This is a genomic window from Streptomyces sp. NPDC001093, from assembly GCF_040298985.1.
In the GTDB taxonomy this organism is placed as follows: Bacteria; Actinomycetota; Actinomycetes; order Streptomycetales; family Streptomycetaceae; genus Streptomyces.
The window spans coordinates 25,083-38,927 of sequence record NZ_JBEPBF010000006.1 but is presented as its reverse complement, the minus strand read 5'-3'; the positions used below and the strand labels follow the sequence as shown (position 1 = coordinate 38,927).

Below are 13,845 nucleotides of genomic sequence, written 5' to 3'. Positions count from 1 at the left end.
AGCCGACCGAGGTCAGGAGGCCTTGGCCTTCTCCTCGGTCTTGGCGGCGGCGACCGGCGCGGGCTTCGCGGCCTCGTAGAACTCCTCGCGCGGGTTCTCCATGGCGCCCAGGGAGACGACCTCGCGCTTGAGGAACATGCCGAGCGTCCAGTCGGCGAAGACCCGGATCTTGCGGTTCCAGGTCGGCATCGCCATGCCGTGGTAGCCACGGTGCATGTACCAGGCGAGGCGGCCCTTGAGCTTGATCTTCATCTTGCCCATGACGATCATCGCCACGCCCTTGTGCAGGCCGAGACCGGCGACCGCACCCTTGTTGGCGTGCTCGTACTCCTTCTGCGGGAAGCCCCGCATACCGGAGACCACGTTGTCGCCGAGGACCCGGGCCTGGCGCAGCGCGTGCTGGGCGTTCGGCGGGCACCAGGCGTTCTCGTTGCCCGCCTTGCGGCCGACGAGGTCCGGGACCTGTGCGTTGTCACCGGCGGCCCAGATGTAGTCCGTGCCCTTGACCTGGAGGGTGGGCTCGCAGTCCACGTGGCCGCGCGGGCCGAGCGGCAGACCGAAGCGGGCCAGGGCCGGGTTCGGCTTGACGCCGGCGGTCCACACGATCGTGTTGGAGTCGACCTCGAGCCCGTTCTTCAGCACGACGTGGCCGTCGACGCAGGAGTCCATGGAGGTGGAGAGGTAGATCTCCACGCCGCGGCCCTCGAGGTGCTCCTTGCCGTACTGGCCGAGCTTGGGGCCGACCTCGGGGAGGATCTTGTCGGCGGCGTCGACGAGGATGAAGCGCATGTCCTCACGGGACACGTTCTTGTAGTACTTGGCCGCGTCCCGGGCCATGTCCTCGACCTCGCCGATGGTCTCCGCACCCGCGAAGCCACCACCGATGAAGACGAAGGTGAGCGCCTTGCGGCGGATCTCCTCGTCGGTCGTGGAGTCGGCCTTGTCCAGCTGCTCCAGCACGTGGTTGCGCAGGCCGATGGACTCCTCGATGCCCTTCATGCCGATGCCCTGCTCGGCGAGGCCGGGGATCGGGAAGGTGCGGGAGACCGCGCCCATCGCGATGACGAGGTAGTCGAAGGGCAGCTCGTACGCCTCGCCGACCAGCGGGGCGATCGTGGCGACCTTGCGGTCCTGGTCGATGGTGGTGACCCGACCGGTGAGGACCTCCGCCTTCGGCAGCACGCGCCGCAGCGGGACGACGACGTGGCGAGGGGAGATGTTGCCGGCGGCGGCTTCGGGGAGGAAGGGCTGGTAGGTCATGTACGACCGGGGGTCGACGACCGTGACGGTCGCCTCGCCGTAGCGCATCTTCTTGAGAATGCGCCGAGCTGCGTACAGGCCTACGTACCCACCGCCTACTACGAGGATCCTGGGACGCTCCGTGGTGCTCATGCCATCGAGTATCCACCCGCACCTGGAGGGTCGCTCGTGCGCCCCTTCACAAGGTCCGACAGGCCCTGTGCTACACTGCGCGACCCGCGTGACGCAGATCATGACCCGCGAGGGGAACCGCAGCACCCTTTGAGCCGTTGTCAAGGCCGCGTGAGCTGCCTCTCTCGGCGACGGGCGGGAGCGTGAGCCATCCGGAACACCCCCGTCGACACGCGATCCGAAGGCGCCGTACACCCTCGATCTGAACACGTTCAAGGGCCTCTTGGCCCCCTGAAAGGGCCAACGGACCGCCTTGTGTGCCACGACCTGGCCGAAATCCTTGTGAAGAACTTCACGAAGGTTTCCGACGCGGCGTCATCACGAGGCCCCGACGACGTCCGACGGACCGTCCGGCGGCCGCTCAAACGTTATCCGACCTGCTCAGCAGTTGGCTACCCATCAGTAACAAAAGAGAGCCGGGCAACAGGGCTTCACCCGGCCGGACCGTTGGGGCGGACCCCTGTTCACCCGGTCGGCCACGCACCGCGCGATATCGGGCAGAGTGGCCCATAGCGTGCCTGCATGAGCACTTCACCGAAGGCCTCCAAGAAGGCCATTTCGCGCATACGCACGGTCAGCGCGGTGCTGGGCATCGCTCTCGCGGCGGGGACGGCGACGGCCGCGTCCGCGGTGGCGGCGACGTCCGCCTCTCACCTCACCGCCAAGGTGGCCGCCCCCGCGGGCGGCCATGACCAGCACCATGGCTCTGGCGGGCACCACGGTTCCGACGATGACGACGAGGGAGGGTGCCAGGGCCTGCTCGTCCTGCTCTGCAACTGAAACGGCCGGCCCGCCCGGGCCGGGGTGACGGCCCCGGCTCCTGCTCATGAGGAACCGGGGCCGTCCCACGTCATCGCAGGCGGGCGGCTTCCTCGCCCGACGCCGCCGCCTCGGCCGCGCTGAAGGCGATGCCGTCGAGGATGTCGTGCTCGCTCACCACGACCTCCTCGGCACCGATCCGCTCCATGACCGAGAGCAGCACGAGGGCGCCCGCGCCGATGACGTCGACCCTGCCCGGGTGCATGGACGGGATCGCGGCGCGCTCGGCGTGCGTGGAGCGCAGCAGCCACTCGGTGATCTCGCGGACCCGGTCGCGGGAGACGCGGGAGTGGTGGATGCGCGCGGAGTCGTACTCGGGCAGCTCCTGCGCGATGGCCGAGACGGTGGTGACGGACCCGGCGAGGCCGACCAGGGTGTGCGCCTCGCGTAGCGGGACCGTCTCCTCGGCGAGGTCCAGGGCCGCCTCGATGTCGGCCCTCATGGCGGCGACCTGCTCCTCGGTGGGCGGGTCGGAGACCTTGCCGCCCCGCACCAGGTGACGTTCCGTCATCCGTACGCAGCCGACGTCCACGGACCGCGCCGCCCGCACGTGGTCGTCGCCGACGACGAACTCGGTGGAGCCGCCGCCGATGTCCACCACCAGGTACGGCCTGGTGAGGTCCTCACGCCCCTTCAGTTCCTCGGTGGCGCCGGTGAAGGAGAACCCGGCCTCCTGGTCGCCGCTGATCACCTCCGGCTCGACGCCCAGGATGTCCAGCACCCCGCGCACGAAGTCGTCCCGGTTCTCGGCGTCGCGGGAGGCGGAGGTGGCGACGAACCGCACCCGGGCGGCGCCGAGTTCGCGGATCACCCCGGCGTACTCGCGGCAGGCGGCGAAGGTCCGCTCCAGCGCCTCGGGCGCCAGGCGGCCGGTGCGGTCCACGTCCTGGCCGAGCCGCACGATCGTCATACGCCGGTCCAGTTCCAGCAGCTCGCCGGTGACCGGGTCGACGTCGGCGACGAGCAGCCGGATGGAGTTCGTGCCGCAGTCGACGGCGGCGACCCTGAAGAAGCCCTCCGGAACCATCGGCCGGTCCGCGAAGAAGCCGCTGCGGACCTCGGCGGGGTCGAGGACGGCGCCCTCCTCACCGGGGTGCTCGTCCGCCGGGTCGGGCGCCTGGAGCGGCTGCACGCACGGCCCCTTGCGCCACCACTCCGGCAGCATCGCGATCGCCTCGTCGCCGAGCGGGTTGACCCCCGGCCCGGCGGCCAGCGAGTGCGCGACCAGCACGTGCAGGCACTTCACGCGGTCCGGCATGCCACCGGCGCTGGGGAAGCCCTGAAGGACCTCGATCTCGTCCCGGCGCCGGATGTAGTCCTCGTGCGCCGCCCGGTAGGCGTCGGCCAGTTCCGGGTCCGTCTGCAGCCGCTCCGTCATCTCCTTCATGACGCCGTCCGCCTCCAGCGTGCCGATCGCCGAGGCGGCACGCGGGCACGTCAGGTAGTACGTCGTCGGGAAGGGCGTGCCGTCGGGCAGCCGGGGGGCGGTCTCCACGACGTCCGGCTGACCGCACGGGCAGCGGTGCGCGATGGCCCGCAGGCCCCGCGGCGGGCGGCCCAGCTGCTGCTTGAAGGCCTCGACGTCCGCGTCGGTGGGCTCGGTGCGCGGCGTGGCGGGCGGGGGCGTTTCCATGACTGCTTCAGGTCGGCTTTCTATCGATTACTGGTCGGAGGCGTCGGACTTGTCGACGCCGTCCCAGACGTTCGCGTACCAGGGCCGGCGGGCGGCCCTGAGGTCGGTACGGGACTGCTTGGCCGCGCCGGGGTCGACGACGATGTACCCGGTCTCCCCGGGCATCACATAGTGCAGCCGGCGCCGGATCTGCTGCTCGGCGTAGGAGTCGTCCTGCCAGCGGGCCTTGAGGTCGCGCAGCTGCTCGACCCGCTTGCGGGCCTGCTCCTGCTGCCGCTGGAGGTCGGAGATCTGCGCGCGCTGGGAGACGTACTGCCGCATCGGGTAGGCGAGGGCGACGATCAGCGAGCACAGCACCAGGGCGAGCAGCGCCGCGCGGCCGGTGAGCCGGGAGCGGCGGGCCTGGCGCCTGGTCTGGGAGCGGTAGACCCGGGCCGCCGTCTGCTCGCCGAGCAGCCGCAGCCTGGTCGCGGTGGAGAAACGGTCCCGGTCCCTCACGGCCATCGGTCCTCCGCTCCCCTTGTGTCCGGGTCACACACGTGCGTACGTCCCCGGACACGGTACGGGACCGGGTACGGGGACGTACGTATGACTGGCTGAGACTTAGCCCGGGTCGGCTCAGCCCTTGAAGCGCGGGAACGCGCTGCGGCCGGCGTACACCGCGGCGTCGTCGAGGATCTCCTCGATGCGCAGCAGCTGGTTGTACTTGGCGACGCGCTCGGAGCGGGCCGGGGCGCCGGTCTTGATCTGGCCGCAGTTGGTGGCGACGGCGAGGTCGGCGATGGTGACGTCCTCGGTCTCGCCGGAGCGGTGGGACATCATGCACTTGTAGCCGTTGCGCTGGGCCAGCTCCACGGCGTCCAGGGTCTCGGTGAGCGAGCCGATCTGGTTCACCTTCACGAGCAGGGCGTTGGCGGTGCCCTCCTCGATGCCGCGGGCGAGGCGCTCGGGGTTGGTGACGAACAGGTCGTCGCCGACCAGCTGGACCTTGTCGCCGAGACGGTCGGTGATGACCTTCCAGCCGGCCCAGTCGTCCTCGAACAGCGGGTCCTCGATGGAGACGAGCGGGTAGGCCGCGACGAGCTCCTCGTAGTACTCCGTCATCTCGGCGGCGGAGCGGTCCTTGCCCTCGAAGAGGTACTTGCCGTCCTTGTAGAACTCGGAGGCGGCCACGTCGAGCGCCAGGGCGATCTGCTGGCCGGGGGCGTAACCGGCCTCCTTGATGGCCTCGATGATGAGGTCGAGGGCCTCGCGGTTGGAGCCGAGGTTCGGGGCGAAGCCGCCCTCGTCGCCGAGGCCGGTGGACAGGCCCTTGCTCTTCAGGACCTTCTTCAGCGTGTGGTAGACCTCGGTGCCCCAGCGCAGGGCCTCGGAGAAGGACTCCGCGCCGACGGGGGCGATCATGAACTCCTGGATGTCCACGTTGGAGTCCGCGTGCGAGCCGCCGTTGAGGATGTTCATCATCGGCACCGGCAGCAGGTGCGCGTTGGGGCCGCCCAGGTAGCGGAAGAGGGGGAGGTCGGACGCCTCGGAGGCGGCGTGCGCGACGGCGAGGGAGACGCCGAGGATGGCGTTGGCGCCGAGAGAGCCCTTGTTGTCGGTGGCGTCCAGGTCGAACATGGCCTGGTCGATCAGGCGCTGCTCGGTGGCGTCGTAGCCGACCAGCTCCGGGCCGATCTGCTCGATGACGGCGAGGACGGCCTTCTCGACGCCCTTGCCCTGGTAGCGGTTGGGGTCGCCGTCGCGGAGCTCGATGGCCTCGAAGGCGCCGGTGGAGGCGCCGGACGGGACGGCGGCACGACCCGTGCTGCCGTCGTCGAGGCCGACCTCGACCTCGACCGTGGGGTTGCCTCGGGAGTCCAGGATTTCCCGGGCTACGACGACGTCGATGGACGGCACGAGCATCTCCTTCGTGGATGTGACGCTGGTAGTGCGGGGCTGTGTGCCTTACGGCTGTGCCTTGCGCCTAGAGCCTAACCGCCCCCGGGCCGTCGGCCACCGACCGACCGTCCCGTGGACGGGAGGGACACGCAGACGGTACCCATTGTTCACCCACGGAACAAAGGGGCCTGCCGGTGAGGCCCGGCTGAAGAGTGGGGAAACAGCACGCGGAAACAGAAGACCCCGCCCCGGCGCGTACGGGGGAACACGCGCCGGGGCGGGGAGTCCGTGGGGACGGGGGTGGCCCTCACGAGGCCTTCAGTGTGCGGGCCGGGGATGTGAGGGCACTGTGGGTCCGCTCGGAGCCAGATGTCACTTCAGGTGCAGCTGCTGGCCCGGGTAGATGAGGTTCGCGTCCTCGACGATGTCCTTGTTCAGCTCGAACAGCTTCTGCCAGCCGCCCTTGACGCCGTGCTTCTCGGCGATGGAGCTGAGGCTGTCGCCCTTGACGACCTTGTACTCGCCGTCGCCCTTCTTGACCTTCTTGCCGGTCGGGGTGCTGACGGTCTTGCTCGCCGACGGGGCCGTGCGCGTGGTGGAGCGGGTGGCGGCCTGCTGGTCGGTGGAGCGGGTGGTGGTGCTCTTGGCGGGGGCGCTCTTGGTGGTCGCCGCCGGGGCCGAGCCGTTGTACGCGGCGCTCGACAGGCCCGTGCCGCAGACCGGCCAGGCGCCCTTGCCCTGGCCCGCGAGCACCTTCTCGGCGACGGCTATCTGCTGCGCCTTGGTGGCGAGGTCGGCGCGCGAGGCGTAGGCGGTGCCGCCGTACGCGGCCCAGGTGGAGTTGGTGAACTGCAGCCCGCCGTAGAAGCCGTTACCGGTGTTGATGGACCAGTTGCCGCCCGACTCGCACTGGGCGACCGCGTCCCACTCGGAGGCGGTGGCGGCGGAGGCGTTGCCGGCCGCCATCAGCGGGGCGGCGACGGCGGCGCCGGTGACACCGGCGAGCGTGATGGCGCGGACGGCCTTGGACGGGCGACGGTGCTTGCCCTTGCCGGAAAACAGCATGGATCGATCCCCTCACCGACGCCTGCGAGGTGAGCTGTCGGGTTCGGGCCGGTTGAGTTGCCCGGCCGCGCACTCGTTTTTCCGAGGCGCGGCTTCACCCCAAGCCGGTCCAGCGTCAACCGCTGGGCCCGGCGCTTACCTTGGGTCCCCCGCTCCTGCCTACGGCGCTTGACGCGACGACTGTTCCCGGGCAACCGCTGGCAGGATTCGGCGTTGCGGCTGCCGGGGCTCGTGGTGACGAGCGGTCCTGACCGTAGACATGCGATCGGCGGAATTTCAAAGACGATCAGGGCTTCTGAGACTCATCCCACACTTTCGCCAAACCGGACATCAGTGGCGAAGTGGGGCGTCAACTGCCGCTAGCCGTCGCCCTTTTCGGCAGGGACTTCCAGGGTCTGACCGGCGGCGATGTGGTTCGGGTCGGCGCCGATCACCTTCTCGTTGCCGACATAGAGGGCATGCCACCCGCCGTCGACGCCAAGGGAGTCGGCGATGGAGGCGAGCGAGTCGCCCTCGCGGACCGTGTAGGTGCCCGGTTCACGGCCGGCGTGACGGCCGGAAGGTGCGGCGTTCTGACCGTTTGTCACGTTTTCGTCCGCGCTCTCGCCGCGGTGACGTCCACCACTGCTGAGCGCGCCGGTGTCGACCAGGCTCCAAGAACCGCCACTCTGCTGGTAATTGTCCGAGTTGTCGGTACCCGGCGCCGCCACGGGAGAGCTGTCGCCTCCCTGCGGGCTTCCGCTGTCGCGTGAGCCCGGCTTGTCGGTCTTGTCGGACTTGGGGGTGCTGGTTCCGGCGGAGCCGTCGGCCGCGCCGGGAGTGCCGGTGGTGTCCTTGCTCGGACTCGGGCTCGGGGTCGGCGTAGCGCTCGAGTCCGAGGAGGAGCCGGAGGAGTCCGAACCGGAGGAGGAGCCGGAGTCCGAACCCGAGCCCGAATCGGAGCCCGAACCGGAGCCAGGCGAGGACGAATCCGGCAGACCGGACGAGTCGGAGCCCTGGGCCGAGCCGGACGCGCCGTGCGACCCGTCACCACCACCGGAGCCGCCGACGCCGGTGTCGACGTCGACCGAGGCGGAGTCGGAGGTCAGCCCGGAGAGCAGGGCACAGGTGGCCCACGGCTTGGTGCCCTGGTCGGCGAGGATCTTCTCGGCGACGGCTATCTGCTGGGAGCGGCTGGCCTGGTCGGCGGTCTCGGCGTACTGCGTGCCGCCGTACTTGGCCCAGTCGCCGAGCGAGATCTGCAGACCGCCGTAGTAGCCGTTCCCGGTGTCCGCGCTCCAGGAACCGCCGCTCTCGCACTCGGCGACCTTGTCCCACGTGGTGCCGTCGGCCGCGTTGGCACTGGCGGCGCCGAGCAGCGGGATGGCGATGGCGGAGCCGGTCACGCCGGCCGCGACGAGGAGAGCCGGAGCCTGACGGGGGCGACGGTGACGACCGTTCCCGGAGAGCATGCGGAAGCCTTTCGTGCGACAGCAGGACCGGCGCGGCGACCGAAGCGGGGCCGCCACACTGATGGGTGAACGTATCGGCAGACGATCACTTGTCACAAGTTCATGCCGCGCAGATCACGTGAAGATCACGGAGTTGAAGGTTTGTCATTTCCGCCGGCGCGGCGGCCGGTCGTCCCCTCTTGCCCCCTTTGTCACCCGTCGGGAACGGCGGCGCCTCACGCCTGGCGCGCGATCGGGCCGGAACCATGGGCTCGCCCCGACCCGGGGGCTTCCCATCCAGTTCCCCTCCAGGAGGACACGATGCTGCGGCACACCCGGTTGCCCGGAGAGCCGGCGGACTACCTCGCCGCCCGCGAGGAGCTCCGCCGCGCCGAGATCGAACTCATGCGCCACCGCGAGAGGGTCGCGGCCCTGCGCAGGGCGCTGCCACAGGGCGCCGAGGTCGACGACTACGTCTTTCTCGAAGGCCCCGCCGACCTCGGCGCCGGCGACACCCCCGTCCGCGAAGTGCGGCTGAGCGAACTGTTCACCGCCCCGGACCGCCCGTTGATCGTCTACCACTTCATGTACGGCAAACGGCAGACCCACCCGTGTCCGATGTGCACCCTGTGGATCGACGGCTTCAACGGCGTCGCCCACCACGTCGCCCGGAACGCCGACCTCGTGGTCGCCGCGGCCGCCGACCTGCCCGCACTGCGGCAGCACGCCCGGAGCCGCGGCTGGTCCCGGCTGCGCCTGCTGAGCGCCGGGGACAGCACCTTCAAGTACGACCTCGGCAGCGAGGACGAGAACGGCGTGCAGGACTCCACCGTCTCCGTCTTCACCCGGGACGCGGACGGCACGGTCCGCCACTTCTACTCCGCCCATCCCCGCATGGCCGAGGACATCGACCAGCGCGGCATCGACCTCCTCAACCCGGTCTGGCACCTCCTCGACCTGACGCCGGGCGGCCGTGGCGACTGGTTCGCGGGACTGGACTACTGATCGCCGGTGCCTGGCAGGACCGGCGTGAACTCGACGGGCAGGGTGCGCAGGCCCCGCATGATGAGCCCGCCACGCCATCTCAGGTCGGCCGGATCGACGGCGAGCCGCAGGTCGGGCAGGCGGGTGAGCAGGGTGGCGAGCGCGGTCTGGCCCTCCAGCCGGGCGAGCGGCGCGCCGAGGCAGTAGTGGATGCCGTGGCCGTATCCGAGGTGCTGGTTGTCGCGGCGGGCGAGGTCCAGCACGTCCGGGACGGCGAACCGCTGCGGGTCCCGGTCCGCCGCCGCGAGCACCACGAGCACCGGGTCCCCCGGCGCGATGTCCTGTCCGCCGATGGTGAGCGGCTCGGTGGCGAACCGCCAGGTGGCCAGCTCCACCGGACCGTCGTAGCGCAGGAGTTCCTCCACTCCGGTCTCCAGGAGGTCCCGTTCCCCCCTGGCCAGGGAGTCCTGGAGGCGCTCGCGCTGCCCCGGGTGCGTGAGCAGGGCGTAGGTGCCGTTGCCGATGAGGTTGACGGTGGTCTCGAAACCGGCGAACAGCAGGATGAAGGCCATGGCGGCGGCCTCGTTCTCGGTGAGGTGCTCGCCGTGATCGGAGGCGCGGATGAGGCCGGAGATCAGGTCCTCGCCGGGCGCGGGCTCGGCGGGCAGCGCCTCGCGCTTCTTGTGGATCAGCTCGGCGAGGTAGCCGCGCATCTTCTTCACCGACCGTGCGACCCCACCCCGCGGCCCTCCGCCGTGCCGGATCATCATCCCGGCCCAGTCCCGGAAGTCGTCCTGGTCCTCGCGCGGGACGCCGAGCAGGTCGCAGATGGCGTAGATGGGCAGCGGGAAGGCGAACTCGTGGATGAGGTCGGCGGAGCCCTTCGCCGCGAACCGGTCGATGAGGTCGTCGGTCAGCTCCTGCACCCGGGGCGCGAACTCGGCGACCCGGCGCGGGGTGAACGCCTTGCTGACCAGCCGGCGCAGCCGGGTGTGGTCCGGCGGGTCGATGTTCAGCAGATGGGTCATCAGCTCGGCCTTGCGCTCGCCGGGAATGCCGGTCTTGCCCTTGGCGTGCGCGGGCTCGTCGTGATGCGCCGGGTTCTTGCTCAGCCGCTGGTCGGCGAGGGCCTGCTTGGCATCGGCGTACCGGGTGACCAGCCAGGCCTCCACACCGCTGGGCAGCCGCGTCCGGTGCACCGGCGCATGCTCGCGCAGCCAGGCGTAGGCGGGGTAGGGGTCGGTGGCGAACTCCCAGGTGAACAGGGCGGGAGCGGAGTCCGCGGCCGCGTCGGCAGCGGTCTGGCGGTGAGGCTGGTCGGTCACTCCTCGACGGTATCCGGATCCCGGTGAACCTCCGCGGCCCGGTGGCCGACGGGGGTGTGGGTATTGCCTCGGGGCGTCTGCCTCCGCAGGTCCCGGTGGCCGCCGGGGGGCCGCGGTCATCGCCTCGGGGCCTCTCCCTCCGCAGAGTCCCCGTGTGCCTCCGCGGCCCGGTGGCCGACGGGGGCCGCGGTCATCGCCTCGGGGCCTCTGCCCCCGCAGGGTCCCCGTGGACCTCCGCGGCCCGGTGGCCGACGGGGGCTGCGGTCATCTCCTCAGCGGCTGCTCCCTCCGCTCCCTCCGCAGGATCCCGATGGCCCTCCGCGGCCCGGTGGCCGACGGGGGCCGCGGTCATCGCCTCGGGGCCTCTCCCTCCGCAGAGTCCCCGTGAGCCACCGCGGCTCGGTGGCCGACGGGGGCGGGGCTGCGGCTATCGCCTCGGGGCGTCTTCCTGCGCAGGGTCCCGGTGAGCCTCCGCGTCCTGGTGGTCGCCGGAGGGTGTGGGTATTGCCTCGGGGGCTGCTCCCTCCGCCTGCCGGATGGCGTCCCGGTACGCACGCGCCGCCGCGCGCAGGGCCGCCTCCGGGTCCACGCCCTCCGCCTCGGCGCGGGCCGCCAGGGCCAGCAGCTCGTAGCCGATGCCCTCGCCCTGCGGGAGCGGCACGTCGAGACCGGCCGTGCGCGCGCGAGAGGCGAGCTTGGCGGCGAGGGCCAGGCCGGGCTGGCCCAGCGGGACGCCCTCCGTGACCGAGGTGCGCCGCTTCTCCTCGGCCTTGGTGCGCAGCCAGTGCTCCTTGACGTCCTCCGGCGTCTCGGCCTTCTCGTCGCCGAAGACATGCGGGTGCCGGTGAACGAGTTTGGCGACGATGCCGCCGGCCACGTCGTCGACGGAGAACGGCGCGTCGGGGTGCTCCTCGGCGATCCGGGAGTGGAAGACGACCTGGAGCAGGACGTCGCCCAGCTCCTCGCGCAGTTCCTCGCGGTCGCCGGCCTCGATCGCCTCGACCAGTTCGTACGCCTCCTCGATCCCGTACTTGGCCAGGCCCTCGTGGGTCTGCCGGGACGACCAGGGGCATTCGGCGCGGATGCGGTCCATGACCTGGACGAGGTCGAGCAGACGGGCGCCGGGCAGGTCGTAGGAGGCCGGGAGCAGCTCCAGCTCCGGCATGGCGACCCGGCCGGAGCCGGCCAGCCGGGCCAGGCCGTCGGTGAGCGCGGGCTCCCCCTCACCGGTGGCCACGACCACCACCGTCCGCCCGCCGGCGCAGGCGTCGACCAGCTCCTGCGCGATCGGGGACGCCTCCTCCACCGCTATCCCGGCCTCCCGCAGATACGGCAGCTGCGGATGCGCGCCGTCCGCGCACAGCACCGCGTCGGCGCCGTGCAGGGCCTGCCAGGCGGGCCAGGACAGCAGGCCGGGCGCGACGCGGTGGCTGGTGGTGAGCAGGACGATGCGACCGGGGTCGGCGGCGGGGGCGAGGTCGGGGCTGGATGCGTTCACGCTCCGAACGTAACCCACGGCGGCAGGGAGCGGATTCGGTTGTCCACAGGCCGGGGACGATCGTATGAACGTATGACCGGCTGCCCTATGCCGTCACCGGCTGCCCGCCCGACACCGTCGTGACCTCCCGCACCCACGGCGTCTTGGCGTCCACCCGGCTGCTCTTCTGCACGTCCCAGGCGCCGTAGCGCGGGTTGACGTCGATGCGGAGTTCCTGGGAGGCCTTGGACAGCGCCTTCCAGAAGGCGGGCTGGGTGGTGTCGGTGCCGAGCTGCTGGGCCAGTTTCTGCGCCTCCAGCTGGAGCCGGAGGTTGTCGTCGAGGTGGGCGGGGGCGATGCCGTACTTCTGCAGCCAGGCGGTCTGCAGCCCCTTGGCGCCGCCGGCCTGCTGCTCCAGCCCGGCGCGCATCTGCTCGACCTCCCTGCGGCTGACCGTGATGCCCGCGTCCTGCGCGGCGCGGTGCAGCACCCGGTCGAGAACCATGTTGTGCAGGGTGTCCCGGGTGAGGCTGCTGGTGGAGGCGAGGACCTGCTGGTACTGGGCCTCGTCCGGAACCGCGGCCCGCTGTGCCCTGCGGACCTCGTCGACCCGGCTCTCCAGCTGGGCGACGGTGATCCGCTGCCCTCCGACGACGGCCGCGGCACCCGCGTGCGCATCGTTTCCGCAGGCGGTCAGCAGGGGTGCCGCGGCGGCGATCGCGGCGGTGAGGACGAGCGCGGTGCGACGGCGGCGGTGCAAGGAAACCTCCAGAGGGGAGATTGTGCGACGGTGCACAAAGTCTTGCGATGATCGATGGTAGGCAGTGGGAAGGCCGGGGCCAACCCATTCGACCAACGATTCGTACGCGCTTCGGGCACCGTCGCGCCCCCGGCCGGAGCAGGCCCCGGCTCAGCCGGTGATGGCCACCGGCGCGTCCCACGCGTCACGGTCGACGGTGAGCGTGACCCCGCCGTGCGACTCCTTGCTGTTGACCAGGTACTGGTGGCCGCGGCTGTGGTTGGTGAACTGGGTGGAACCCCACGGCCAGTCCGCCGTCGTCGTGTTGTTCTTGTCCCACAGCGCGTACCAGAGGTTGCCCGGCAGGTCCGTCCTGTCCGTCGCCGTGGCGATGGCCTTGGCGCTGGAACTGCTGAAGCCGTAGTAGCCGGCCCGGTACGTCTTGGCGTGCAGCCCCTTGTCGAAGGCGCGCACATATGTCAGCACGGCGTCGTTGCACGACGTGTTCGTGGTGTCGTACGCCTCCATGTCGAGGTAGATCGCGCTGCCCGCCTTCATGCCCAGGGCGGAGGCCTTGGCCACGGCGTCGGCGGCGTCCGTCGCCCCGAGGGAGGCGGCGGTGGCGGAGGTCAGCTTCTCCGGGTTGGAACCGGACTGGCAGGGCGGCTGGGCGCCGACGTAGAGGGGGACGAGCTTCCAGCCCAGGGAGCTGACCGACTTCACCCAGGAGGCGGTGAGGTTGGGCTGTGCGCAACCCCGGTTCCTGCCGCCCACATAGACGGCGGCGGCACCGTAGAAGCCGGTGTGCCAGGCCTTCATCGCCGACAGCGAGGGCGCGGCACAGGTGTCGAACGCGCGCCCGGTGAAGGTGTTCTGCGCGGGCCACGCGGTGGCGGCCATGGAGGTCTGAGCGGCGATGCCGGCGCCGGCGACGACGGCCGCCCCGGCCACCGCCCACGTGATGTATCTGTGCTTCTTCGACTGCCGATGGCCGGCCATGAAACCCACCCCTGGTGCATGTGTGCCCTACGTCGATACCGCGCCACGGGAGTTCACAGGAA

The 13,845-nt window shown here is 71.0% G+C and carries 12 protein-coding genes, 1 pseudogene and 1 riboswitch; of the genes and pseudogenes, 2 read left to right on the top strand and 11 right to left on the bottom strand.

Annotated elements, in window-relative coordinates:
* Positions 1–12: 12 nt before the first annotated feature.
* Positions 13–1,392 (bottom strand): NAD(P)/FAD-dependent oxidoreductase, encoded by a 1,380-nt coding sequence (locus ABT288_RS05185; RefSeq protein WP_351602933.1) that lies wholly within the window; start codon positions 1,390–1,392, stop codon positions 13–15.
* A 561-nt stretch (positions 1,393–1,953) separates the two neighbouring features.
* On the opposite strand from ABT288_RS05185, the gene ABT288_RS05180 reads away from it, so the two are divergent.
* Positions 1,954–2,211: a hypothetical protein gene (locus ABT288_RS05180; RefSeq protein ID WP_351602931.1), complete on the top strand. Its 258-nt coding sequence runs from the start codon at positions 1,954–1,956 to the stop codon at positions 2,209–2,211.
* A 70-nt stretch (positions 2,212–2,281) separates the two neighbouring features.
* Here ABT288_RS05180 and ABT288_RS05175 read toward each other — a convergent pair whose 3' ends face one another.
* The 6 genes and pseudogenes from ABT288_RS05175 to ABT288_RS05150 form a co-directional block, all read right to left on the bottom strand.
* Positions 2,282–3,277 (bottom strand): Ppx/GppA phosphatase family protein, encoded by a 996-nt coding sequence (locus tag ABT288_RS05175; protein WP_351603090.1) that lies wholly within the window; start codon positions 3,275–3,277, stop codon positions 2,282–2,284.
* A 204-nt stretch (positions 3,278–3,481) separates the two neighbouring features.
* A pseudogene (locus ABT288_RS05170) lies at positions 3,482–3,883 on the bottom strand (DUF501 domain-containing protein); the annotation flags it as partial.
* A gap of 27 nt (positions 3,884–3,910) precedes the next feature.
* A complete protein-coding gene (locus ABT288_RS05165) occupies positions 3,911–4,387 on the bottom strand; it encodes an FtsB family cell division protein (RefSeq protein WP_351602929.1) in 477 nt (158 codons plus the stop codon).
* Positions 4,388–4,501: 114 nt separating this feature from the next.
* Entirely contained in the window at positions 4,502–5,788 is a 1,287-nt protein-coding gene (gene eno, locus ABT288_RS05160; RefSeq protein WP_351602927.1) for a phosphopyruvate hydratase, read from the bottom strand.
* Between the two features lie 348 nt (positions 5,789–6,136).
* A complete protein-coding gene (locus ABT288_RS05155) occupies positions 6,137–6,829 on the bottom strand; it encodes a transglycosylase family protein (RefSeq protein WP_351602925.1) in 693 nt (230 codons plus the stop codon).
* Between the two features lie 4 nt (positions 6,830–6,833).
* A riboswitch (cyclic di-AMP (ydaO/yuaA leader) is annotated at positions 6,834–7,006 on the bottom strand.
* A gap of 182 nt (positions 7,007–7,188) precedes the next feature.
* Entirely contained in the window at positions 7,189–8,280 is a 1,092-nt protein-coding gene (locus ABT288_RS05150) for a transglycosylase family protein (protein WP_351602923.1), read from the bottom strand.
* A gap of 300 nt (positions 8,281–8,580) precedes the next feature.
* On the opposite strand from ABT288_RS05150, the gene ABT288_RS05145 reads away from it, so the two are divergent.
* Complete coding sequence (locus ABT288_RS05145) at positions 8,581–9,264, top strand: DUF899 family protein (protein WP_351602921.1); 684 nt, start codon at positions 8,581–8,583, stop codon at positions 9,262–9,264.
* Here the strand turns inward: ABT288_RS05145 and ABT288_RS05140 are convergent.
* From ABT288_RS05140 to ABT288_RS05125, 4 genes are all read right to left on the bottom strand, one after another.
* Entirely contained in the window at positions 9,258–10,568 is a 1,311-nt protein-coding gene (locus ABT288_RS05140; protein ID WP_351602919.1) for a cytochrome P450 family protein, read from the bottom strand. The two genes, ABT288_RS05145 and ABT288_RS05140, sit on opposite strands and share 7 nt — an antisense overlap.
* Positions 10,569–10,995: 427 nt before the next feature.
* Positions 10,996–12,066 (bottom strand): nucleoside triphosphate pyrophosphohydrolase, encoded by a 1,071-nt coding sequence (locus ABT288_RS05135; protein WP_351602917.1) that lies wholly within the window; start codon positions 12,064–12,066, stop codon positions 10,996–10,998.
* Between the two features lie 85 nt (positions 12,067–12,151).
* The gene (locus ABT288_RS05130) at positions 12,152–12,805 is read right to left on the bottom strand and encodes a SurA N-terminal domain-containing protein (RefSeq protein ID WP_351602915.1); all 654 of its coding nucleotides are present in this window, start codon (positions 12,803–12,805) and stop codon (positions 12,152–12,154) included.
* A gap of 150 nt (positions 12,806–12,955) precedes the next feature.
* Complete coding sequence (locus ABT288_RS05125) at positions 12,956–13,783, bottom strand: glycoside hydrolase domain-containing protein (RefSeq protein WP_351602913.1); 828 nt, start codon at positions 13,781–13,783, stop codon at positions 12,956–12,958.
* Between the last annotated feature and the right edge of the window lie 62 nt (positions 13,784–13,845).

Bases quoted from the DNA above. Each gene is read 5' to 3' on its own strand.
- ABT288_RS05185 (WP_351602933.1), bottom strand. From the start codon at position 1,392: ATGAGCACCACGGAGCGTCCCAGGATCCTCGTAGTAGGCGGTGGGTAC.
- ABT288_RS05180 (WP_351602931.1), top strand. From the start codon at position 1,954: ATGAGCACTTCACCGAAGGCCTCCAAGAAGGCCATTTCGCGCATACGC.
- ABT288_RS05175 (WP_351603090.1), bottom strand. From the start codon at position 3,277: ATGGTTCCGGAGGGCTTCTTCAGGGTCGCCGCCGTCGACTGCGGCACG.
- ABT288_RS05165 (WP_351602929.1), bottom strand. From the start codon at position 4,387: ATGGCCGTGAGGGACCGGGACCGTTTCTCCACCGCGACCAGGCTGCGG.
- eno (WP_351602927.1), bottom strand. From the start codon at position 5,788: ATGCTCGTGCCGTCCATCGACGTCGTCGTAGCCCGGGAAATCCTGGAC.
- ABT288_RS05155 (WP_351602925.1), bottom strand. From the start codon at position 6,829: ATGCTGTTTTCCGGCAAGGGCAAGCACCGTCGCCCGTCCAAGGCCGTC.
- ABT288_RS05150 (WP_351602923.1), bottom strand. From the start codon at position 8,280: ATGCTCTCCGGGAACGGTCGTCACCGTCGCCCCCGTCAGGCTCCGGCT.
- ABT288_RS05145 (WP_351602921.1), top strand. From the start codon at position 8,581: ATGCTGCGGCACACCCGGTTGCCCGGAGAGCCGGCGGACTACCTCGCC.
- ABT288_RS05125 (WP_351602913.1), bottom strand. From the start codon at position 13,783: ATGGCCGGCCATCGGCAGTCGAAGAAGCACAGATACATCACGTGGGCG.